Genomic DNA, 22,219 nt, shown 5'->3' with positions numbered 1-22,219 from the left:
GGTTGGCCACAACAAACGTGCGCCTGAGCGGCTCGTCAGGGCTCAGGCGCACGCGACCCTACACCTTAACCAACCTTTATCCGATGGAGTAAACATGAAAAAAATAAGCTTAACAAAAATGATCATATTAGGTTTGATACTCGGCATGATAGCCGGGGTGGTCATTAATAATATGGCATCAGCAGATACAGCAAAATCGTACGCACAGGATATTTCTATTTTCACCACGATATTCTTACGCATGGTGAAAATGATTATCGCCCCGCTGGTTATTTCAACCCTGGTGGTCGGCATAGCCAAAATGGGTGATGCGAAAACACTCGGCCGTATATTCTCCAAAACCTTTTTCCTCTTTATTTGTGCTTCGCTGCTGTCGATCGCGCTGGGGCTGGTTATCGTCAATATCTTCCAGCCTGGCGCAGGCATTAACTTTGTCGCTCATGACGCCGGGGCCGTAGCAGCCGTTCAGTCCGAACCGTTTACGCTGAAAGTGTTTATCTCTCACGCGGTACCGACCAGCATCGTTGATGCCATGGCCCGTAACGAGATTCTGCAAATCGTGGTGTTCTCGATTTTCCTGGGCTGCAGCCTGGCGGCCATTGGCGAGAAAGCCGAGCCCATCATTAAGGTGCTCGACTCTCTGGTCCACGTGATGCTCAAGCTGACGGGCTACGTCATGCTGTTTGCACCGCTGACCGTGTTTGCCGCGATCTCCGGGCTGATTGCCGAACGCGGTCTGGGTGTGATGGTCAGCGCCGGTATTTTCATGGGTGAGTTCTACATGACGCTCGGCCTGCTGTGGGCGATTCTGATTGGCCTGTCCACCATGATTGTCGGTCCGTGCATCCGTCGTCTGACAAAAGCGATCCTCGAACCTGCGCTGCTGGCTTTTACGACGTCAAGTTCAGAAGCGGCTTTCCCTGGCACGCTGAACAAACTGGAAAAATTCGGCGTCTCCTCCAGGATTGCCAGCTTTGTCCTGCCGATCGGCTACTCCTTTAACCTCGTCGGCTCAATGGCCTACTGCTCGTTTGCTACCGTGTTTATCGCCCAGGCGTGCAACATCGAACTGAGCATTGGGGAGCAGATCACCATGCTGCTGATCCTGATGCTGACCTCGAAAGGGATGGCGGGCGTGCCGCGTGCATCAATGGTGGTTATTGCCGCCACGCTCAACCAGTTCAACATTCCGGAAGCGGGCCTGATTCTGCTGATGGGCGTCGATCCGTTCCTCGACATGGGCCGTTCCGCCACCAACGTGATGAGTAACGCGATGGGTGCCGCTATCGTCGGTCGCTGGGAAGGCGAGCACTTCGGCGTCGGCTGCCGCGGCAAGGTTCCGGCCAAAGAAAGTACCGCTTCAGACACTGAAATCGCCATGTATTGATTACAAAGGCCAACGGTCGTTGGCCTGTCGTTATTCGATTTACAGGATAGCCCATGAAGATAAACATTTTCGGCGTCAGCCTCTTATCGGTCAGCCTGTTTTTTAGCGCTGCCACGCTGGCGCAACCCGCGCCGGATTACGCGCAGCTGCTGGAGCAGGCTCATCAAAAATTTAAAGATAATTTTGAGGGAAAAGTCGCCGACTACATTCCCGCCCTGGCGACCTATAGCCCCAATAATTTCGCCATCACCCTCGCCACCGTTGACGGCAACATTTACCAGGTTGGCGATGTGAAAAAAGCATTTCCCATGGAGTCGCTGAGCAAAGTTTTCACCCTGGCGCTGGCGATGGAGCAGCGTGGCCCACAGGAGGTCCTGGATAAACTCGGCGCCAGTGCGACCGGTCTGCCCTTCAACTCCGGCCTGGCGGTTGAGCTGACCAAAGGGGCGCCGGAAAACCCGCTGGTCAATGCAGGGGCGATGAGCACGGTAAGCCTGATTGAGGCGAAAGATAAGTCCGACCGCTGGAACAAAATTCTCGATAACCTCAACGCGTGGGCGGATGCCTCGCTGACCGTCAACGAGCCGGTGTTCAAATCAGAAATGGAGACCAATCAGCATAACCAGGCGCTGGCGATGCTGATGGCGTCCTATAACAGCTTTTATGGCGATACCCGGGATGCCGTCGAAATCTATACCCGCCAGTGTTCTGTAGACATCACCGTTGAGCAGCTCGCCAAAATGGGCGCGGTGCTGGCGAACAGGGGCAAATCGCCTTTCAACGGTAAGCAGTTGCTGAATGAACGCTACGTGCCGCAGGTTCTGGCGGAAATGGCGATTGCCGGGCTGTACGACGGCAGCGGCAAATGGCTGTACACCGTTGGGATCCCGGCGAAGAGCGGCGTCGGCGGCGGCATGGTTGCCATCGTGCCCGGCCAATACGCCATCGCGGTCTATTCGCCACCGCTGGATGTCGCCGGGAATAGCGTCCGCGCCCAGCAGACGATTGCGTATGTCGCTGAGGCGACGCAGGCCAGTCTCTTTTTAGCCCATTGATCCCAACCGGCTGTGATTCTGTAAGCCGGGCGCGGCAGTTGCGCCAGTGCCCGGTAAAAACAACCACAAAGTGAGAAGTACTATGTCTAAACCATTTGTCTGGCAGGACCTGTTTGTTCAGAGTGAAGATACGACGGAATATGAACTCCTCAGCGCGCAACACGTTACGGTGACGGAGCTGGAGGGCGAGGAGGTCATTAAAGTGGCGCCTGAGGCATTGACCTTGCTGGCCCAGCAGGCGTTTTATGAAGCCTCATTTTTCCTGCGCGCCGGACATTTACAGCAGATAGCCAGCATCCTGCACGACCCGCAGGCCAGCAGTAACGATAAGTATGTCGCTCTGCAGCTGCTGCGCAACGCCGAAGTATCGGCAAAAGGCATACTGCCAAACTGTCAGGATACCGGCACGGCCACCATTGTGGCGAGCAAAGGCCAGCACGTCTGGACCGGTGGGGACGATGCCGAAGCGCTGAGCAGAGGGATTTACGCCACCTTTAGCGAGTGTAACCTGCGCTATTCGCAAAACGCACCGCTGGACATGTATACCGAGGTAAATACCCAGACCAACCTGCCGGCGCAGATAGACATCAGCGCCACACCGGGGAGCGAATACCGCTTCCTGTTTGTCAATAAAGGCGGCGGTTCTGCTAACAAAGCCGCGCTGTTCCAGGAAACGAAATCCATTTTGCAGCCGGAGAAACTCACCGCGTTCCTGATCGAGAAGATGAAGTCGCTCGGTACTGCAGCCTGTCCACCGTATCACATTGCCTTTGTGGTCGGCGGCCTCTCTGCCGACCAGGCGCTGAAGGTCGCGAAGCTGGCTTCAACAAAATATTATGACAATCTGCCCACCAGCGGGAACGAGCTGGGTCAGGCGTTCCGCGACACGGCGCTGGAAACCACGCTGCTCAACGCCAGCCGCGAATTCGGCATCGGCGCCCAGTTTGGCGGCAAGTACTTCGCCCACGATATTCGCGTCATCCGCCTGCCGCGACACGGCGGTTCCTGCCCTGTCGCCATGGCACTTTCCTGCTCCGCAGACCGAAATATCAAAGCGAAAATCAATAAGCATGGTATCTGGCTGGAGAAGCTGGAACATAACCCAGGGAAATACATTCCGGACGCCTGCCGTGAGGAAAACGACGCCCGGACCGTACAGATCAACCTGAACCGCCCGCTGCGCGAGATTCTGCGCGATATGTCCACCCTGCCGATCGGCACCCGGTTGTCGTTAAGCGGCCCGATCGTGGTCGCCCGCGATATTGCTCACGCCAAAATCAAAGCGCGGCTGGATAACGGCGAACCGATGCCGGAGTATATGAAAAACCATATCGTCTATTACGCTGGCCCGGCGAAAACACCGGAGAATCAGGCCTGCGGTTCCCTCGGTCCGACCACTGGCGGGCGCATGGATGGCTACGTCGATGCTTTCCAGGCCGCGGGCGGAAGCCTGATCATGCTTTCCAAAGGCAACCGCAGCCAGCAAGTCACCGATGCCTGCCATAAGCACGGCGGCTTCAACCTCGGCAGTATCGGCGGTGCGGCGGCTCTGCTGGCGCAGCAGTATGTGAAAAGCCTGCGCTGCCTTGAGTATCCCGAACTGGGCATGGAAGCGGTGTGGATGATGGAGGTCGAAAATCTGCCCGCCTTTATGCTGGTTGACGACAAAGGAAATAATTTCTTCAGCCAGTTTGAGCAGCAGCATCGCTGCGCATCCTGCCCTGCCGGACATTAAGGAGCCATTATGGAAGCGCGAGCTAACGCAGACAGGCACCGCCAACGGCAGCAAAAGCGTAAAGAGCAGGTTGACAGCCGCGTAGCGGCGGCAACGGAGAAGAGAGGCATTCTGATCGTCTTCACCGGCAACGGAAAAGGAAAGTCCACCGCCGCCTTCGGCACGGCGACGCGTGCCGTCGGGCACGGTAAAACCGTTGGCGTCGCGCAGTTTATTAAAGGTCAGTGGGATAATGGCGAATACAACACCCTGCATCCGCTCGGCGTCGAATTTCACATTATGGGCACCGGTTTTACGTGGGAAACACAAAACCGGGAAACGGATATTCAGGCCGCAACGGCGGTGTGGCAGGAGAGCAAACGCATGCTAGCTGACCCACGTTATGACCTGGTGGTTCTGGATGAGCTCACCTATATGCTGGCTTATCACTATCTGGACAGTCAGGAGGTGATCGCGGCGGTGGAGAACCGTCCGGTACAGCAGACCGTGATTGTCACCGGACGCGGCTGTCACTCGCAATTACTGGCGCTTGCCGACACGGTCAGCGAAATGCGCCCGGTTAAACACGCATTTGACAGCGGTATCCAGGCGCAGGAGGGCATCGACTGGTAAGCGTGTCTGCACCGGATGGCGCGCTGCACTGCCGCCATCCGGCATTATGACTCAACCGGGGATACCACTGATTTTTGCAACAGCCACTCGCGGAAGAGTTGTAACGGCTGTGCCTGAGACTTTTCTTCCCGCCATGTCATGATAAAGCGGTTGCCGGTGCGGATAGGCACATCACAGGGGATTACCATCTCGCCGCAGTCCAGGTCATGCTGGATGGCGAAGCGGGGAAGCAGCGCAACCCCAAGATTCGATCGTACTGCGGCAATCAGCATCGAGAGAAGGTCAAAACGCGGGCCCAGATTCACGTCCGGACTGGTAATACCGGAAAGTGCAAACCACTCCTGCCAGCCATTGATGCGAGTGCTTTGATGTAACAGCGGGAACTCCCTTAGCAACTCCTCAACCCCCAGCTTCTGCTCCGCATGAGGAAGCAAGCTGCGGCTGCAGACCGGCAGGATCTCCTCTTCAAATAAATAATCGACTTCCGACCACGGAGAACAAAAATCTGCGCGCATAATAGCCGCATCATATTCACGATTCAAAAAATCGCCGATATTGGCCAGCGAGTGAATATTAACAATAATATCAGGATTTAATTTATTAAACTCCCATAAATTGGGGATCAGCCAATGCGTACTGAAGGTGGGATTGACCGCCAGCTCCACTACCTGAACAGCAGGCTGCCAATTCATTATCATATTTGTATCGCGTTCCAGCTTATTCAGCGTCTCTTTGACGATATTCAGATAATGCTTTCCTGCCGCATTCAGAAAAATCCGTTTTTTGGCATGGTTAAATAATGAGGTGTGTAAAAACTCCTCCAGGGCCGTCACCTGTCTGAACACTGCACTTTGCGTTAACGCCAGCTCTTCTGCGGCGCGGGTATAGCTTTCGTGACGTGCCACAACTTCGAACGTCACCAGCAACTCGCTCTTGGGGATTTTTCCTCTCATCATGTCTTCCATTCATGGTGGGTAACAGTATTTTTTTGAAGCGAATAAACCCTGCTTCAGAACGATACCGCCATTATATTTTAGTTAGGCTTTGTCGGCAGTGATCCATACCATGATTTAATCAGTTTTGCGGCTCAGGCCAAACTACTTGCAGAAAATGAAATGAAACATGAAAGATTATTAAGAACCTGTTCACTTTTGTGTCTCGGGTAATGGAGGCAGCGGTTTATTATACGAAAAAACGTATGGCCATTAAAATCAGGAATAACCAGGGACTGGATGTTAAAAAATATAAAACAAAACGTTGAGCTATAAATAGAGCAGGGTTTTGTGTGTCCTGCTGATAACGCTTTTCGCTCCCTGACTGCGCCAGCGTGACGGGAGTCAGAACGCCGTTCCTGCGCCTCGTCAGCATGCATGCTGAAACCGACAGAAAACAAAAAACCCAGGTCGCATAACGACCTGGGTTTCGAATTTGGCGGAAGCGTAGAGATTCGAACTCTAGAACCCTTTCGGGTCGCCGGTTTTCAAGACCGGTGCCTTCAACCGCTCGGCCACGCTTCCAAAGTGAGGCGCACTATAAACATCTATTAGCGCCTTGTAAAGCAGGAATTTTTCTATTTTTGACTACCGAGGGTTGATTGCTCAAAAAGCCACCGAGCCGGGGTCCCCGTTCTTTCTTCGCCCCCTTGTACATACCGTTACACAGCAACGCTCATCCTTTTAAAACACTCTGGTATAGAATGCCAAAAAAAATAGACCGCCATTTGTTGTGTAATTGTTATGAATTTGATTACCCACAGATTGTAGAAATTACTGCCATGTAGTCTTACTGGTTGATGATGAAAATCAAAAATACGCTTTGCTTACATATCCTGATGGCGACCCTGGCCACGTTGTTCCTTTGTGTTCATCCGTTCGTGTCGGGCGTTAATCCGCCCCTCACCTTCCAGCCGCTGATTAAATCAATGGCGGGCACGCCGAAAGAACAAGCGGAAAAAATAGCGACTATTTCCCATGCCTTAGAAGGGAATGCGATTTTTTTCATTGGTGCGTCTGAGGTTGCAACCTCGGAAGATGAACATTACGCGGTATATAATTACTTTAATAAGCAATTGCACCAACCCGTTGTGGCGTATGGCGATGCCTTTGTCGATGACGAAACGCAATTTTTGCTGCTCTCACGTTTTAAAAATAGCCTTAACGCAAACAGTAAAGTTGTTTTGCTTCTGGCACCGGACAGCTTTTATTCAAAAGGTTTGCCTCCTGCTATCTATACCGATAATTTCCCGGCCTCTGTTTTTAATCCGCTGATGCAGGATCCGCAGGCGCGCCCGTTGCTGGTAAATTACTTAAAGCATATTGATGCCAAAGAAATAAGTCATTTAACCTTTGGTCAAATGCGCGTCTTTGGCTGGCACCCCGGTCTGATGTGGGACGAGCTGAGTTACCAGTTTGCCAATATCTGCACCCTGATTAAAAACGACTGGCTGGCGCTGCTCCACGTCACGCCCGGGACGGCGCAGCCCTGGCCGCAGCAGCCCACACCCCACATCACCCCGGACTGGGATAAAGAGCTGGCTCATGCACGCGAGCTCAATAAAAAACGCCAGCAGAGCGCGGCCACTCTGTGGATGGACAAAACGATTTACGAGGAGGACGGTACGCGACAGCAGTGGGATGACACACCGGTCGTACCTGCGCAAATCGACGCGTTCAGAAAAACTGTCCAGTTGCTGAAAGACCGTCACGTGCAGGTGATTGCTATCGTCGACCCGGTGAATCCCTGGGCGCTTTACAATACCGATACCTTCCGTCCGGTTGATAAGCAAATTCAAACCATTCTGGAAGCGAACCAGATCCCTTATTTCGATATGTACGCCATGCCTTATCAGAATGGCTGGAACTGGGATCGTTTGCACCCTTCCGAGCTGGCTTGGGTTCCTATGATTCGCTTTATTGCACAGAGTTTTAAATAATGAAAATTGCGATCCGTCTTTTTTTCCTTTATCTCCTGCTGGCGATCACCATCGTCGCGTGGACCTCTGTCGATGACAGCATGAGTATGCAGCTGCATTTTGAATATCAAAAGTTCTGAGGCCGAATGATGTATAGCTCAGGCATGTTTTTTGTCTATTTATTTTCATCCGCCCTGGCGTTTTCGCTGATCAATCGCGTATTACGTCATCGCCTGACGTATTTATCGGCGTTATCCGTCCTCGCCGCATTAGGCTGGGGCTATATTTTTCAGGGTGATTACCGTGTTCCCGCGGTCGTTTTTTTCAGTTTTTACCTTGTCGCCACGTTAAAAGAAAAAGGCAGGTTAAAAACCTGGCAGGCGATTGTGTTAACGCTGCTGCCTTTATTTTTGGTGAAACTGCATCTTAATCATCATCTCGGCATGATCGGCCTCTCGTTTATGACGTTCCGCGCGGTGGACGTGCTGCTCTATCGCAGTAAAAAAGAAGGACAGAATTTCCTGCATTATTTCTGCTATCTGTTTATGCCCTTTATTATTCTGGCGGGCCCAATGTATCGCTGGCGGACATGGATGAGCGATGTCAGTAAGCCCGTCTTTGCCCTTAACCGCGAACAGTTTTTAGTGGCGCTGGAGCAAATCATTACCGGCATTGTCCAGAAGTTCCTGTTTGCCATGCTGGTTGATTCACTTGTCGTGCAGCCCTGGAGCCATAAGCCGTTTACGCTGACCGTGGGCCTGGTGATGTCACTGGCCTATAGCGCCTATCTCTATTTTGATTTTGCGGGTTACAGCAATATGGCCATCGGCGCAGGCCGCCTGTTTGGGTTGAACATTCCGGCAAACTTCAATATGCCGCTTCTGGCAAAGAATCCGCAGGATTTCTGGCGCCGCTTCCACATTAGCCTGTCTGAATGGCTGCGTGATGTGGTGTTTATGCCCGTCTATATGAACCTGATGAAGTTTACTTTTTTCCGTCAGAACAAAACGCTGGCGCAAAATATCGGCATTTTTTGCACCCTGTTCTGCATGGGCGCGTGGAATGGCCTGGAACGCCATTATGTCATCAGCGGCGCGCTGTTTGGCGCGATTTCGGTGGCCCATAACATGCTGTTGTGGTCAGCCAAACGCAGCCCGGCATTACAGCGCGGATTGCAGTATCCGGCTGTTGCTTTTTTGGGGCGAATTCTGACGCTGGGAAGCGCGGCAGGGTCCCTTTACATCTTTAGTGGAATGTCACCTCTATGAATAATCACGCCGACCTTCAGGCACTGCAGGATTTCTTACGTGCGGCATTATGCGATCCCGCGCGTCCGCAACAGCTGGCCATCAGCGGCAGCGACGAATCTCTAAGCTGGGAACAGCTTTCCGCAGCCGTGACGGACTGGGCGCAGCGCTATCAGCGTTGCCGGCCTGTTGCAGGTACGCCGGTCGTCTTGTACGGACACCAGCAGGCGGAATTTGCCGTGGCGATTTATAGCTGCCTGCTGCATAACATTCCGTATATCCCGGTCGACTGCATCTATCCGCAGGAAAGGCTGAAGGAGATCTGCCATCTGGCCAGTGCCCCTTACTATTACAACGTGGCGACCCGGCAGTTCATCGCCACCGGTGAGACAGGCAAGGTGCTGGAGGAGCAGGATCTGGCCTATATCATGTTTACCTCGGGCAGCACCGGCAAGCCTAAAGGCGTGCAGATTGGGCGTGAGAGCGTATGGCACTTTATGAAATGGGTCAGCAAAGATTTTTCACTGCCGGAACAACCGGTGCTGATGAACCACGCGGTATTCAGTTTTGACCTCTCCCTGATCCCGTTACTGGCGAATCTGGCAATGGGGGGACACATCGTACTGAACGCCAAAGAGGATATTCAGAAAGCGAACTGGCTGGCGCGGCTGAAAAGCAACGCGGTGTCCGCCTGGGTTTCTACCCCCTCTTTTGCTTACCAGCAGCTGCTGTCCCCGCAGTTCAACAGCGAGTATTTGCCAGCACTCAAGGTCTTTATCTTCATTGGTGAGGTGTTAAATAAAGCGCTGGTTAAGCAGCTACGCCGCCGTTTCCCGCAGGCCAACATCATTAACGCCTATGGCCCGACGGAAGCGACCATTGCGACAACCGTGGTGGAAATAACGGATGAGATCCTCAACAGCGACAGCGCCGTGCTGCCGGTGGGGGTCATGATGCCAGAGAGCAAAATGGAAATTACCGCCGAGGGCGAGCTGATTATCTGGGGTAAGAACGTTATGCGCGGCTACCTCGGCCTGCCGCAGGAGAACGCGGCAAAATTGCTCCGCCGTGAAAATGAAGCCTTTCGTGGCTACCGGACCGGCGATCTGGGTTATGAAGCAGGGCTCATCTATTGTCAGGGCCGCAATGACAGCCAGATCAAACTGAATGGTTACCGTATTGAAATCAACGAGATCGAAAACCGTCTGCTGGCCATGTCCGGCATCAACGAAGCGGTGGTACTGCCGCTGATGAAATCCTGTGGCAGCGTACTGCGCATTGCCGCCTTCTGCGTGACGGAGCTGGCACCGGATACGATCAAAACCGCCCTGTCGAAGGTGGTTCCACCCTATATGGTACCGTCACAAATTATCGTCAAAGACGCTTTACCGTTGAATCCTAACGGCAAAATTGACCGCAAACTGCTGGACGCTTACGCCCGCACACATTAATGACACCAGGAAAAAATGATGGAACAAGAAATTCTCGCCCTGTTCGAAAACGTATTATCCCGTAAGGTCGGTTTCCACGATGAGCTGATTGACTCAGACATTCTCGACTCCATTCTGGCGGTCGACATGGTACTGGAAGTGCAGGACGTTTACGGCTGTATGATCCCGCCAACAGACGTGGCGACAGTGCTGAAAACCCCGGCGGACCTGGCCCGCTATATTGAAGAACACCGTTAACCCGGCAGGTACAAAAAGTTATCTAAGGCTCCATAATGGATGAGTGCTTAACTTTTTGACAGGAAGAGAATATGCCGCCACGTACCGCCAGTGACCTGTGCTCAGAAATGAAAAAGATGTCTGTTGAAGAACGGATCCGCTTTTTCTCTCTTTCGCTTGAGGAAATGCACCGCGAACTGCAGGAGAGCATCCGCCAGATTGAGTCGATGAAGCGTGCGCTGGAAGAGAGTGAAGAGTACCATCGCCAGCTGGTTGAGACCGCCCAGGATGCTGTGATTACCATCGATCAGGCTGGCGTCGTTGTGAACTGGAACCAGGCCGCAGAACGCATGTTCGGCTGGACTGCCGGAGAAGCGATAGGCAACAGCCTTGGCGAGATGATTGTACCGCAAGCGTTTCGCGAGCAACACGCGCGCGGCCTGATGCGCTTTAAGGCCGCGCAACCGTCGAATATTCTTAACCGCACTATCGAGATCGCTGCGCTGCATCGCACCAAAGGTGAGTTCCCTATTGAACTGTCGATATGGCCGCATCAGCAAGGAGGGAAGCAGATATTTTCGGCATTTATCCGCGATATTACCGATCGCAAACAGCGCGAACACATCGCCTGGCTGCATGCCAACTTTGATGCCCTGACTGGATTACCGAACCGGAGATTACTCGTTAACCGTCTGGAACTGGCAATCACCCAGGCTATCGCCAACAGCAGAGAAGTGGCGCTGCTGTTTATCGACCTCGATCGGTTTAAACCGGTGAACGATCTCCACGGTCATGCCGTCGGCGATGAACTGCTTCGGCTTGTGGCATTTCGTCTGCAAAGTCTGCTGCGCGAAGGTGACACGATTGCCCGCCTCGGTGGCGATGAGTTTGTCGCCCTCCTCCCCGATTTAGCTGCCAGCGATCCCTTACCCACACAAACGGCCGAAAAGGTCAGCGCTGCACTGGCGCAGTCATTTTTGATTAACGAACAGGTGATTACTATCTCGGGCAGTATCGGTATTGCCCGCTTTCCTCACGACGCCGTAGATGCCGACACGTTGCTCAATAGCGCAGACAAAGCGATGTATACCCGTAAGCGGGTAGCGCCGGGGGATCGGTGACGGGGTTTATGCGTGCCGTTAACAAAAATGAAACCGCCTGCTTTTACGCTTTATCCTACACTTTAGGAGTACTGTCGGTACGGGAAACAGAAAAAAGCCAACTTAATTAAGGCATTACTGATCTGCACTGCGTTCAGTCGGCACGCGTTTTGCCTTTAACAGAGGAGTCAGCGGTATGGCATTCGTTACCACGAAAGATGGCGTCAACATTTACTACAAAGACTGGGGTCCAAAAGAGGCGCAGCCCATCGTCTTCCACCACGGCTGGCCGTTAAGTGCCGATGACTGGGATAACCAGATGCTCTTCTTCCTCGCGGAAGGCTATCGCGTTATCGCGCTCGATCGCCGCGGTCATGGACGTTCGGATCAGGTGAGTGAAGGGCATGATATGGATCACTATGCGGCCGATGCGTCAGCCGTTGTTGAAAGCCTGGACTTACGCAATGCCGTGCACGTCGGTCACTCTACCGGCGGCGGCCAGGTCGCCCGCTATGTGGCGAAGTACGGCCAGCCGCAGGGTCGCGTCGCCAAAGCGGTGCTTGTCAGCGCCGTCCCTCCTCTGATGGTCAAAACGGACGCTAACCCCGGCGGCACGCCGATTGAGGTTTTCGATGGCTTTCGCCAGGCGCTGGCGGCTAACCGCGCCCAGTTTTACCTCGACGTCGCCAGCGGTCCTTTCTACGGTTTCAATCGCGATGGCGCCGAGGTTTCGCAGGGAACGATTCAGAACTGGTGGCGTCAGGGCATGATCGGCAGCGCCAAAGCGCACTACGAAGGGATCAAGGCGTTTTCAGAGACCGACCAGACGGAAGATCTGAAAGCCATTACGGTTCCCGTTCTGGTGATGCAGGGCGACGACGATCAGGTCGTGCCGTATAAAAATGCCGCCCTTCTGCAGGACCAGTTGCTGGCGAACAGCGTACTGAAAATTTATCCGGGCTTCCCACACGGGATGCATACCACCCACGCGGATACCATCAACGCGGATATTCTGGCTTTTATCCGCTCTTAACGCCGCGTTTCTTGCCGGGTGGCGCTGCGCTTACCCGGCCTACATTCCGTTCAATGTATGAACGCCACCCGAGGGTGGCGTGATTTCTTCTGCTTAGCGATTGTCCAGCTGGGCGCGAACGTTATTCAGCCCGGTGGTATTGATGCGGTAAGGCTGCCCGTTCACGGAACGGATCAGCTTTTTAGTGCGGAGTTTTTTGAAGACGCTGAGCGTGCAGTCGCTCAGCACCAGCCCTTCACGGGTGTAGCACTCAACGGACGTGACGCGGCCAGAACTGTCGCGGACGTGCACAATACGTCCACCTTTGGCGAGAACGTGTAAGGTACGTTGTTCCTGACGGGATAAATTCATACTGGAAAACCTGTGTAATCATCATGCGTAAAAACGAGCCCACACCAGCAGGTGCGTGCGTAAGGTTTAAGCGCAGCGATAACCAGTCCGTCCTGAGAAGGACGGGAAGCTGATTATCTGATGAAAACATTCTCCAGCATCAAAGCCTCGGTAAGAGATGAAAAGGTATTTACGGGGTGAATGATAACGCCTGATTTTGACCGGGAAACAGCGGAACCCGAAAAGTGTGACCTGAATCATTCAATCCAAAAGAAAAACCCCAGGTTAACAAGTAACCTGGGGTTTATATCTGGCGGAAGCGCAGAGATTCGAACTCTGGAACCCTTTCGGGTCGCCGGTTTTCAAGACCGGTGCCTTCAACCGCTCGGCCACACTTCCTGAGTGAGGCGAACTATAAACACCTCACCGCGCGCTGTAAAGAGTCGCGGCATTCGTTCGCTGTAAAAATAGTCAAAACGTGTTTAATCGGTTGAACTGACAACACATCGACGATTTTATCAGCACAGGCTTAGTGTTTTTTGATGTACATGTCCTTCGTGTAATAGTACCCCAGCTTATCCGGCGTAAATCCGCCCACCCACGGTTTGACCAGATGCGTACGGACGTAGTGATACACCGGAATGGCGGGCACATCACGTCCCAGCAGATCTTCCGCCTGCTGGTAGAACTTACCCCGCTCTTCCGTTGTTTTGGCTTTTGCGGCATTCATCAGCGCCTGGTCGTATTCCGGATTGCTGTACTGACTGGTGTTTTCGCTGTCGCCGGTGCGGAAGGTGTTCAGGAAGGTCGCCGCGTCGTCGTAGTCGGCAATCCAGGCGTAACGCACCGCGTCAAAGTTGTGGGTATGCATGGTATCCAGCATGGTTTTCCACTCCTGATTTTGCAGCTTCGCCTCCACGCCGAGGTTCTTTTTCCACATCGAGCTGGCCGCAATCGCAATACGCTGGTGCGATTCAGAGGTGTTATAGAGCAGGTTGAAGCGCAGAGGATGGCTGGCGTTATACCCGGCCGCTTCGAGCAATTTTTTCGCCTCAGCGATGCGCTTGTCCTGCGGCCAGCTGGCGTAATCCGGGTTCTGTAACTTAACGCCACCGATATCCGGCTGGCTGATGAGCCACGCCGGACGCTGCCCCTGCCCTAAAACTTTCCCGGCAATGATGTCTTTATCGAGCGCCATGTTCAGCGCCTTGCGCACGCGGACGTCGTTGAACGGCGGCCGGGTGGTATTAAATTCGTAGTAATAGGTTGCCAGCTGCGGAGAGACATCCAGCTCGCTGCCGAGCGTTTTTTTGAGCTGAGCGAACTGGTTGATCGGCACCGTGTAGACAATATCAATTTCGCCCGCTTTATAGCGGTTCACATCTGCGGCCTCGGAGGTGATAGGCAGATACGTCACCTTATTAATTACGGTATGGTCATTATCCCAGTAGCGCGGGTTGCGCTCCGCCACAATGCGTTCGTTGACCACCCACTGGGACAGCTTATAGGCCCCGCTGGTGACGATATGTTCAGGCTTGGTCCACTTGTCGCCAAAGCGGCCAATCAGCACTTTGTCCACCGGAACCAGTGACGGGTGCGCCAGCATGGCCAGGAATGCCGCATTAGGCTGCGTCAATGTGACTTCCAGCGTGGTGTCGTTTATCGCTTTCACGCCCAGCGTATCGGGGGCTTTTTTCCCCTGCGCAATATCCGCACCATTCACAATGTGCATGTTGCCTGGATAGCTGGCATACGGTGAAGCGGTTTTAGGATCAACCAGACGCTGCCAGCTCCAGACCACATCTTCCGCGGTGATGGCAGTGCCGTCGCTCCAGGTGATGCCCGGACGCAGATGGAACGTCCAGACGGTGTTGTCCTTGTTCTCCCATTTTTCCGCCAGCCGTGGCTGAATGTCCCCCGCCGGGGAGACACTGACCAGCCCATCGAATAAATCGCTGATAATATTGAATTCGACGTCGCTTTCGACTTTATGCGGGTCGAGCGAGGCCGGCTCATTACCGTTGTTCCTGACCAGTTCCTGCTTATCGGCCAGCTGCGTTCCTGCCGGCACGTTCGCCGCCCAGGTTGCCGTGCTGGCGCACAGGATCCCTGCGGTAAGTAAAGAGAGCGTAAAGCGCGTGCGTGTTTGTGGTTTCATTTCCTTCGCCTTATTGTCTGTTTTTGTGACGATCCGGAAATAACTCTTAGCGGCCTTATGGTAATAACGCAATAATTTTCAGTAACCTATAAGAGGTTGATCTGATTAATCGCGTCAAACCGCTGTTCATACTGGTGAAACGTATTTATGCAGAAGAAACAACCAGCTTCCGCCCTAACCTGCTGAGTAAAGATGGGTAAAACCACTTTGAGAGTGACGCGCCGTTTCCTATTCTTTCCGTTAATTACATCTGTCATAAGAGAGTGACTCATGGATCGTATAATTACTTCTTCCCGCGACCGCACATCGCTACTCAGCACCCACAAGGTGCTGCGCAATACCTATTTCATGCTCAGCCTGACGCTGGCGTTTTCGGCGATCACCGCAACCGCCAGCACCGTGCTGATGCTGCCGTCCCCGGGGCTGATCCTGACGCTGGTGGGAATGTACGGTCTGATGTTCCTGACCTACAAAACCGCTGACAAACCGGTCGGTATTCTCTCCGCGTTTGCCTTCACCGGCTTCCTGGGTTACATCCTGGGGCCAATCCTGAACGCGTACCTGTCCGCCGGCATGGGCGATGTGATTGGTATGGCGCTGGGCGGAACCGCGCTGGTGTTCTTCTGCTGCTCGGCCTACGTGCTCACCACCCGCAAGGACATGTCCTTCCTCGGCGGTATGCTGATGGCGGGTATCGTGGTGGTGCTGATTGGTATGGTGGCTAACATCTTCCTGCAGCTCCCTGCCCTGCACCTGGCGATTAGCGCGGTGTTTATCCTGCTGTCATCCGGCGCAATCCTGTATGAAACCAGCAACATCATTCACGGCGGTGAGACGAACTATATTCGCGCCACCGTGAGCCTGTATGTGTCGCTGTACAACATCTTCGTCAGCCTGCTGAGCATCCTGGGCTTTGCCAGCCGGGATTAAGCCGCAACGATGTGAACCTGGCCCCGCTTATGCGGGGCTTTGTTTTTTGGTACACTGCAGCGTTTTTGACTGACGCGTGAATGACTATGTTGAGTTTTGAAGGCAAAGAGATCGTGACCGATAACGACGGTTATCTGAAAGAAAGTGGCCAGTGGAACGAAGCGCTGGCAGAAGTCATTGCTGAGAAAGAAGGCATCGCCCTCTCCCCCGAACACTGGGAAGTGGTGCGTTTTGTGCGCGAGTTCTATCTCGAATTCAACACCTCTCCGGCCATCCGCATGCTGGTCAAGGCGATGGCCAATAAGTTCGGTGAAGAGAAAGGCAACAGCCGCTATCTCTATCGCCTGTTCCCGAAAGGCCCGGCAAAACAGGCCACCAAAATTGCCGGCCTGCCTAAACCGGTGAAGTGCATTTAATAGCGAATACCGAAGTTAACGTACTCCCGGCCGGGTTGATGCGGTTCCGTTAAGACCTTATCAACCCGTGCGCTGCGCGGCCCACCCGCTTTCAGCCACGCCACCAGCTTGTCGACCTGCTCCGCTTCGCCACAGGCGACCACCTCAACGCTGCCGTCATCCATGTTACGCGCGTATCCCGTTAACCCAAGCTGAACGGCCTCGCGCTGAGTGCTGTAGCGGAACCCCACACCCTGAACGATGCCGTGAACCCAGGCAATAGTGCAGACTTTTGCCATTTTTCTTCTCCTTAACGTAGCGTTTTCGGCAAACAACCATAGTGTTGCCGGAAACGGGCGGTGAAACGAGAGCTGGAAAGATACCCACATTGTAATGCGATTTCGCCAATCGGTAATCGGGTTGACTGTAGCTGTGACAACGCCACGGCCATCCTTACCTCCTCCACAATCTGACGAAAGCTCTGCGACTCCTCGCGTAACCGCCTGCGCAGCGTCGGCACGCTCAGGGCGAGACGGCTGGCAATGTCCTGCGCGGTCCAGGCTCTGGCAGGCGACAGCATAATGAACTGTCGCACCTGCTCGGTCAGGTTATTACTTCGCTCGATAAGCAGCGGACCTGCCACGCCGTCATGCAGCAATGCCAGCAACAGACCGAAGGCCTGATGTTTTTGCAACGCCTCCGGAAAATCCTGACGCACGGCGTGTAGCAGGTTATCCCACATAAACGCCAGCCCCTCGCTCAGCGGAGCGCAGAGCGAATGCAGCGTCGTGCGCGGCCAGGATTTCAGGTAATGCGCTTTAAACCCGGCAACGATTTCCGGCGATAACATCAGCAAGTCCGAGCGAAACATGCCGTTCGCGGGCTGATTGATAATCTCCATCACCGTATTGGCAGGGATAATGATGAGTTCATCCCGGGTGGCCACCAGACGGTTATCGTCCTGCACAATCACCTTACTGCCGTGCGTGATATGACAAATGGCCGGAAAAAAGAGTTTAACCTGGTGCAGGCGATGCATTTTGCTGGCAGTCACTTCACCCGCCGTGAGATGTTTATGTCGAAAATGAAACTCCTGCACCGGTTCATCCTTATCTGCTGTAGGTTGCGGTTAACTGCGCCTTTGCCAGAACATGACTGTTGAGCATAAAGCCGACCAGCGCGCCGCTGGCATTGTTGTCGACAGGCAGTTTATCCACGTCCAGCGCCCAGACGGTCATCTGATAGCGGTGAGGCTTATCTCCTGCGGGCGGACATGCGCCGCCGAATCCAGAATACCCGAAATCATTACGCCCCTGCACAGCGCCGGCAGGTAATTTTTCGCCATTTGGGTTACCGGCATCAGCGGGCAGCGTCATTGTCTTCGCGGGAATGTTGGCTACGGTCCAGTGCCACCAGCCGCTGCCGGTAGGCGCATCCGGGTCATAGACCGTGACGGCAAAACTTTTCGTACCCGCGGGCGGATTTTTCCACGCCAGCTGTGGCGAGGTATTCCCACCGTGGCAACCAAATCCCTCAAACACCTGCGGTGACGCTAACCGCCGTTCGCCGGAAATATCCCGGCTGGTCATGCTGAAAGGCGTTGCGGCGAAAACCTGAAAACTCATTGCCGTCAGAGCGGCCATTGCTATTACACTGTGCTTTTTCATGGGGGATCCCTTTGCTGTACTGGAAGCTCCACTGTATATCCCTCGGCAATCGTGTAATGTGCCTAAGCGATTTGATTTTGTGCCGAAACGCTCAAGGGTATCCGCAGATGATTGCGCCTTGCTGAAAGTGCTACTCTACGCGCAGTGAGTCTGTTCGTGTACAAACAGTAAATGGAATGCTATGCGCGAAAGGAAAACGATATGAATGTTACTGATGAAGACCTGTTGCGTTCTGGTTTTACACTGTCTGATTTGCAGAAGATAAAAAATAACGTTGAGAGGTACGGCGGAACGCCTGAAGAAGCAGTTTACGATCTCGCCCGTCGATTCAATACCCTACTCTGGGTAATCAGCGTATGCTTCATGTTCCTGATTGTTCTTGTCGTTTTCAGTTCACCTGTCAGGGCATTGGCGTGGGGGCTGGCGATCATCGTAGGGGTTAGCATTATGACTCTCGCACAACCTCCTGTGCTGTCCTATAAATCCTGGCGTTATCGAAAAATCATCAGAGATTTTGAGAAGCTCTGATCCGTTTTGATGTGCTACTCTACGCGCCATTTCCCTGAAATCGACAGAACAGCAAATTATGAGTGTACGTTTAGTGTTAGCCAAAGGGCGCGAGAAGTCTTTACTGCGCCGTCATCCCTGGGTCTTTTCCGGCGCGGTTGCCCGCATGGAAGGCAAAGCCAGCCTCGGTGAAACTATTGATATCGTTGACCATCAGGGGAAATGGTTAGCGCGAGGCGCCTACTCGCCAGCGTCCCAGATCCGTGCCCGCGTCTGGACCTTCGATAAAGATGAAACCATTGATATCGACTTCTTCGTTCGCCGTTTGCAGCAGGCGCAGCAGTGGCGCGACTGGCTGGCAAAACGCGACGGGCTGGACAGCTACCGCCTGATTGCCGGTGAGTCTGATGGTCTCCCGGGCGTCACCATTGACCGCTTCGGCAACTTCCTGGTGCTGCAGCTTCTGAGCGCCGGGGCGGAATATCAGCGTGCCGCGCTGATTAGTGCCCTGCAAACACTGTTCCCACAGTGCGCCATTTACGACCGCAGCGATGTGGCGGTGCGCAAAAAAGAGGGCATGGAGCTGACGCAAGGCCCTGTGACCGGTGAACTGCCGCCTGCCCTGCTGCCGATTGAAGAGCACGGCATGAAGCTGCTGGTGGATATTCAGGGCGGACACAAAACGGGTTATTACCTCGACCAGCGCGACAGCCGCCTGGCGACGCGTCAGTACGTTGCCGACAAACGCGTGCTGAACTGCTTCTCCTACACCGGCGGGTTTGCCGTTTCAGCGCTGATGGGCGGTTGTGCCCAGGTGGTGAGCGTGGACACCTCACAGGAAGCGCTGGACGTGGCGAAACAGAACGTCGAGCTGAATAAGCTTGATCTGAGCAAAGCCGAATTTATTCGTGACGACGTCTTTAAGCTGCTGCGTAAATATCGCGATCAGGGCGAAAAGTTCGACGTCATCGTGATGGATCCACCGAAGTTTGTGGAAAACAAAAGCCAGCTGATGGGTGCCTGCCGTGGATATAAAGATATCAACATGCTGGCTATCCAGCTGCTGAACCCGGGCGGGATTCTCCTCACCTTCTCTTGCTCAGGCCTGATGACCACCGATTTATTCCAAAAAATCATCGCCGATGCCGCAATAGATGCTGGTCGTGATGTACAATTTATAGAGCAGTTCCGTCAGGCAGCCGATCACCCGGTGATTGCTACCTACCCGGAAGGGCTCTATCTGAAAGGGTTTGCCTGTCGCGTCATGTAACTTGAAAAGAGAAATATTGCCCGCACATAACGTGTAAGTCGTATTTCCCGGGAGGTGACTATGATTGCCAGCAAATTCGGTATCGGCCAGCAGGTCCGCCACACTTTGCTAGGGTATTTGGGTGTGGTCGTGGATATCGACCCGGAGTATTCCCTTGATGAACCGTCAGCAGACGAGCTGGCGGTGAACGCCGAGCTTCGCGCCGCGCCCTGGTACCATGTGGTAATGGAAGGTGATGACGGACAACCCGTTCACACCTATCTTGCTGAAGCGCAGCTCAGCAGTGAACTGCGGGAAGAACATCCGGAGCAACCTACGATGGATGAACTGGCTCAGACTATCCGCAAACAGTTACAGGCTCCGCGCCTGCGGAACTAAGCGTGTAAAAAAGCCCGATGAACGGGCTTTTTTTATTACTTCGCCAGCCCCAGACGGGGGATCTCAATGGCCGGGCAGCGGTCCATGACCACCTTCAGACCCGCCTCACGCGCCAGCACCGCAGCCTGCTCGTTAATCACCCCGAGCTGCATCCACAGCGTTTTTGCTCCAATCGCAATGGCTTCCTGAGCCACGCCCCACGCCGCCTCCGAATTACGGAAAACATCCACCATATCGATTTTTTCCGGTACGTCGTTGAGCGTGGCGTAGCCCTGCTGGCCCAGTAAACTTTTACCGGCCACTTTCGGCGAGACAGGGATAACGTGATAACCCTGATCGAGAAGGTATTTCATGACCCGATAGCTTGGACGATCGGGTTTATCGCTCGCGCCCACCAGCGCAATGGTGCGCGTGGATGTCAAAATCTCGGCAATATCGTTCTCTTTCATGGTTTTTCTCCTGGCTTTTTTCAAAGTGTACGCCAAAGGGCACATCTCAACCATCCATCCCATACAGATGTATGAGGGCAAAACGGCCAAATATGTCTATATGTTAGTAAACGTGATTATCGAAAAATTTAGATACATTCATGCGCCGACAGAATTTCTGACAGGAGCCTTCTATGAAAACCGGTATTGCCACTGCTCTGATTGCATTAGTGATGCCGGTCTGCGTCTTTGCTACCACGCTTCGGCTCTCTGGCGATATTGATCTCCTGGTGCTGGATGGAAAAAAGGTCTCCAGCTCCTTATTGCGCGGTGCCGACAGCATCGAGCTGGATAACGGCCCGCACCAGCTGGTATTCCGGGTGGAAAAATCGATCGGCCTCGCCAATCATGAGCAAAGGATGTACATCTCCCCGCCGCTGATTGTCAGCTTTAATACCCGGCAAATCAGTCAGGTCAACATTACCCTGCCGCGTATTGAAACAGAGAAAGAGAGTGCGGCCTTTGACGCGTCACCGCGTATTGAACTGCTGGACGGGGATGCAATGCCGATTCCGGTAAAACTGGATATTCTGGCGCTGACTACCTCACCGAAAGGACCGGATTACGAGGCCGCGGCCCAGGCCTATAACAAAGCAGGCAAACGCGCCTCGCTTCCGCAGTTTGCCACCATGATGGCTGACGACAGTACGCTGTTATCGGGTGTCTCTGAGCTGGACGTTATTCCCCCTCAGTCCCAGACCCTGACGGAACAACGCCTCAAATTCTGGTTTCAGCAGGCCGATCCCGATACGCGCGCCCGGTTTTTACAATGGGCAAAACAACAACCTTCCTCATAAGCCACATTTTTTACGCCTTGCTCTTGCAGCGTCAGGCGGTTCCCGTCATCGTGTAGTCAGTTAACCTGATGGATATGATTATGGAACTGACAACACGCACGCTACCGGAACGTAAACACATTGCTCTGGTTGCGCACGATCACTGTAAACAAATGCTGCTTAACTGGGTTCGCCGCCATCAGTCTTTGCTGGAGAAGCACGCCCTGTCGGCGACCGGCACAACCGGTAACCTGATTCAGCGCGAAACGGGTCTGGAGGTAAATGCCATGCTGAGCGGCCCGATGGGCGGCGATCAGCAGGTCGGGGCGCAGATTTCCGAAGGAAAGATTGATGTGCTGATCTTCTTCTGGGATCCGCTGAATGCGGTTCCGCACGATCCGGATGTCAAAGCGCTGCTGCGTCTGGCGACGGTGTGGAATATCCCGGTGGCGACCAACCTCTCGACGGCGGATTTCATTATTGAATCCCCGCAGTTTAACTCCCCGGTTGAGATCCTTATTCCGGATTATCAGCGCTATCTTTCCGAGAGACTGAAATAGTTTTTTGCCGGGT

Annotated in this window: 24 protein-coding genes and 2 tRNA genes; 17 read left to right on the top strand and 9 right to left on the bottom strand. The window is 53.8% G+C overall.

Going from position 1 to position 22,219, the window contains the following annotated elements; genetic code table 11:
- Window positions 1-94: 94 nt before the first annotated feature.
- From GM298_RS05210 to cobO, 4 genes are all read left to right on the top strand, one after another.
- On the top strand, window positions 95-1,387 hold the full coding sequence (locus GM298_RS05210) for a dicarboxylate/amino acid:cation symporter (RefSeq protein WP_266153748.1): 1,293 nt from the start codon (window positions 95-97) through the stop codon (window positions 1,385-1,387).
- Window positions 1,388-1,440: 53 nt separating this feature from the next.
- Window positions 1,441-2,442 carry a glutaminase A gene (gene glsA / locus GM298_RS05205; protein WP_095440955.1) on the top strand — a complete coding sequence of 334 codons (1,002 nt, stop codon included), beginning with the start codon at window positions 1,441-1,443 and terminating at the stop codon, window positions 2,440-2,442.
- A gap of 82 nt (window positions 2,443-2,524) precedes the next feature.
- Window positions 2,525-4,177 carry a class I fumarate hydratase gene (locus tag GM298_RS05200; protein ID WP_266153746.1) on the top strand — a complete coding sequence of 551 codons (1,653 nt, stop codon included), beginning with the start codon at window positions 2,525-2,527 and terminating at the stop codon, window positions 4,175-4,177.
- Window positions 4,178-4,186: 9 nt separating this feature from the next.
- On the top strand, window positions 4,187-4,789 hold the full coding sequence (cobO, locus tag GM298_RS05195) for a cob(I)yrinic acid a,c-diamide adenosyltransferase (protein ID WP_059385495.1): 603 nt from the start codon (window positions 4,187-4,189) through the stop codon (window positions 4,787-4,789).
- A 44-nt stretch (window positions 4,790-4,833) separates the two neighbouring features.
- Here the strand turns inward: cobO and GM298_RS05190 are convergent, their stop codons facing one another.
- A complete protein-coding gene (locus tag GM298_RS05190; protein ID WP_266153770.1) occupies window positions 4,834-5,742 on the bottom strand; it encodes a LysR substrate-binding domain-containing protein in 909 nt (302 codons plus the stop codon).
- Window positions 5,743-6,218: 476 nt separating this feature from the next.
- Window positions 6,219-6,306, bottom strand: a tRNA-Ser gene (locus tag GM298_RS05185).
- 278 nt (window positions 6,307-6,584) lie between these two features.
- Between GM298_RS05185 and GM298_RS05180 the strand changes: the two genes are divergently transcribed.
- The 6 genes from GM298_RS05180 to GM298_RS05155 all read left to right on the top strand — a co-directional run bounded on the left by GM298_RS05180 (window position 6,585) and on the right by GM298_RS05155 (window position 12,747).
- Window positions 6,585-7,721: a D-alanyl-lipoteichoic acid biosynthesis protein DltD gene (locus GM298_RS05180; protein WP_266153769.1), complete on the top strand. Its 1,137-nt coding sequence runs from the start codon at window positions 6,585-6,587 to the stop codon at window positions 7,719-7,721.
- Window positions 7,722-7,849: 128 nt separating this feature from the next.
- Window positions 7,850-8,968 carry an MBOAT family O-acyltransferase gene (locus GM298_RS05175; RefSeq protein WP_266153768.1) on the top strand — a complete coding sequence of 373 codons (1,119 nt, stop codon included), beginning with the start codon at window positions 7,850-7,852 and terminating at the stop codon, window positions 8,966-8,968.
- Window positions 8,965-10,398 carry an AMP-binding protein gene (locus GM298_RS05170; RefSeq protein WP_095449462.1) on the top strand — a complete coding sequence of 478 codons (1,434 nt, stop codon included), beginning with the start codon at window positions 8,965-8,967 and terminating at the stop codon, window positions 10,396-10,398. The genes GM298_RS05175 and GM298_RS05170 overlap by 4 nt, the downstream gene beginning before the upstream one ends.
- An 18-nt stretch (window positions 10,399-10,416) precedes the next feature.
- Window positions 10,417-10,635, top strand: a complete 219-nt coding sequence (locus GM298_RS05165) for an acyl carrier protein (RefSeq protein WP_025755960.1) — start codon at window positions 10,417-10,419, stop codon at window positions 10,633-10,635.
- A 71-nt stretch (window positions 10,636-10,706) separates the two neighbouring features.
- Window positions 10,707-11,735: a diguanylate cyclase domain-containing protein gene (locus GM298_RS05160; protein ID WP_262747350.1), complete on the top strand. Its 1,029-nt coding sequence runs from the start codon at window positions 10,707-10,709 to the stop codon at window positions 11,733-11,735.
- A gap of 175 nt (window positions 11,736-11,910) precedes the next feature.
- Window positions 11,911-12,747, top strand: coding sequence for an alpha/beta fold hydrolase (locus tag GM298_RS05155; protein WP_025755962.1), 837 nt, complete (start codon window positions 11,911-11,913; stop codon window positions 12,745-12,747).
- Window positions 12,748-12,840: 93 nt separating this feature from the next.
- Here GM298_RS05155 and GM298_RS05150 read toward each other — a convergent pair whose 3' ends face one another.
- From GM298_RS05150 to GM298_RS05140, 3 genes are all read right to left on the bottom strand, one after another.
- Window positions 12,841-13,098: a YjhX family toxin gene (locus GM298_RS05150; protein WP_021240841.1), complete on the bottom strand. Its 258-nt coding sequence runs from the start codon at window positions 13,096-13,098 to the stop codon at window positions 12,841-12,843.
- 290 nt (window positions 13,099-13,388) lie between these two features.
- Window positions 13,389-13,476 (bottom strand) — tRNA-Ser (locus tag GM298_RS05145).
- Window positions 13,477-13,606: 130 nt separating this feature from the next.
- On the bottom strand, window positions 13,607-15,235 hold the full coding sequence (locus GM298_RS05140) for an ABC transporter substrate-binding protein (protein ID WP_088244146.1): 1,629 nt from the start codon (window positions 15,233-15,235) through the stop codon (window positions 13,607-13,609).
- Window positions 15,236-15,505: 270 nt separating this feature from the next.
- Between GM298_RS05140 and yccA the strand changes: the two genes are divergently transcribed.
- Window positions 15,506-16,165 (top strand): FtsH protease modulator YccA, encoded by a 660-nt coding sequence (gene yccA / locus GM298_RS05135; protein ID WP_013097244.1) that lies wholly within the window; start codon window positions 15,506-15,508, stop codon window positions 16,163-16,165.
- A gap of 86 nt (window positions 16,166-16,251) precedes the next feature.
- A complete protein-coding gene (tusE, locus tag GM298_RS05130; RefSeq protein ID WP_266153736.1) occupies window positions 16,252-16,581 on the top strand; it encodes a sulfurtransferase TusE in 330 nt (109 codons plus the stop codon).
- On the opposite strand, the gene yccX is transcribed toward tusE, so the two are convergent.
- Genes yccX through GM298_RS05115 form a run of 3 tightly spaced genes read right to left on the bottom strand, consistent with a single transcriptional unit; the run spans window position 16,578 to window position 18,227 of the window.
- Window positions 16,578-16,859 (bottom strand): acylphosphatase, encoded by a 282-nt coding sequence (gene yccX, locus GM298_RS05125; RefSeq protein WP_025755965.1) that lies wholly within the window; start codon window positions 16,857-16,859, stop codon window positions 16,578-16,580. The two genes, tusE and yccX, sit on opposite strands and share 4 nt — an antisense overlap.
- An 11-nt stretch (window positions 16,860-16,870) precedes the next feature.
- Complete coding sequence (locus GM298_RS05120; RefSeq protein WP_266153733.1) at window positions 16,871-17,659, bottom strand: helix-turn-helix transcriptional regulator; 789 nt, start codon at window positions 17,657-17,659, stop codon at window positions 16,871-16,873.
- A 10-nt stretch (window positions 17,660-17,669) separates the two neighbouring features.
- Window positions 17,670-18,227 (bottom strand): kinase inhibitor, encoded by a 558-nt coding sequence (locus tag GM298_RS05115; protein WP_266153731.1) that lies wholly within the window; start codon window positions 18,225-18,227, stop codon window positions 17,670-17,672.
- 201 nt (window positions 18,228-18,428) lie between these two features.
- Between GM298_RS05115 and GM298_RS05110 the strand changes: the two genes are divergently transcribed.
- The 3 genes from GM298_RS05110 to hspQ are packed head-to-tail and all read left to right on the top strand — an operon-like array spanning window position 18,429 to window position 20,382.
- The gene (locus GM298_RS05110) at window positions 18,429-18,755 is read left to right on the top strand and encodes a hypothetical protein (RefSeq protein WP_126800350.1); all 327 of its coding nucleotides are present in this window, start codon (window positions 18,429-18,431) and stop codon (window positions 18,753-18,755) included.
- Window positions 18,756-18,813: 58 nt separating this feature from the next.
- Complete coding sequence (gene rlmI / locus GM298_RS05105; protein ID WP_008499917.1) at window positions 18,814-20,004, top strand: 23S rRNA (cytosine(1962)-C(5))-methyltransferase RlmI; 1,191 nt, start codon at window positions 18,814-18,816, stop codon at window positions 20,002-20,004.
- A 60-nt stretch (window positions 20,005-20,064) separates the two neighbouring features.
- Window positions 20,065-20,382 (top strand): heat shock protein HspQ, encoded by a 318-nt coding sequence (gene hspQ / locus GM298_RS05100; RefSeq protein ID WP_045284700.1) that lies wholly within the window; start codon window positions 20,065-20,067, stop codon window positions 20,380-20,382.
- Window positions 20,383-20,417: 35 nt separating this feature from the next.
- Here hspQ and GM298_RS05095 read toward each other — a convergent pair whose 3' ends face one another.
- Window positions 20,418-20,831: a CoA-binding protein gene (locus GM298_RS05095; protein ID WP_025755969.1), complete on the bottom strand. Its 414-nt coding sequence runs from the start codon at window positions 20,829-20,831 to the stop codon at window positions 20,418-20,420.
- Between the two features lie 173 nt (window positions 20,832-21,004).
- Between GM298_RS05095 and csgI the strand changes: the two genes are divergently transcribed.
- Both csgI and mgsA read left to right on the top strand, forming a co-directional pair.
- Window positions 21,005-21,667 (top strand): curli synthesis inhibitor, encoded by a 663-nt coding sequence (gene csgI / locus GM298_RS05090; RefSeq protein ID WP_045284701.1) that lies wholly within the window; start codon window positions 21,005-21,007, stop codon window positions 21,665-21,667.
- Window positions 21,668-21,747: 80 nt separating this feature from the next.
- Window positions 21,748-22,206, top strand: coding sequence for a methylglyoxal synthase (mgsA, locus tag GM298_RS05085; protein WP_025755971.1), 459 nt, complete (start codon window positions 21,748-21,750; stop codon window positions 22,204-22,206).
- Window positions 22,207-22,219 lie beyond the last annotated feature (13 nt).

The sequence above is a fragment of the Enterobacter sp. HSTU-ASh6 genome, assembly GCF_026319105.1.
GTDB classification, from domain to species: Bacteria; Pseudomonadota; Gammaproteobacteria; order Enterobacterales; family Enterobacteriaceae; genus Enterobacter; species Enterobacter sichuanensis.
The sequence above is the reverse complement of the archived record's forward strand: the minus strand, read 5'-3'. Positions and strand labels throughout refer to the sequence as shown.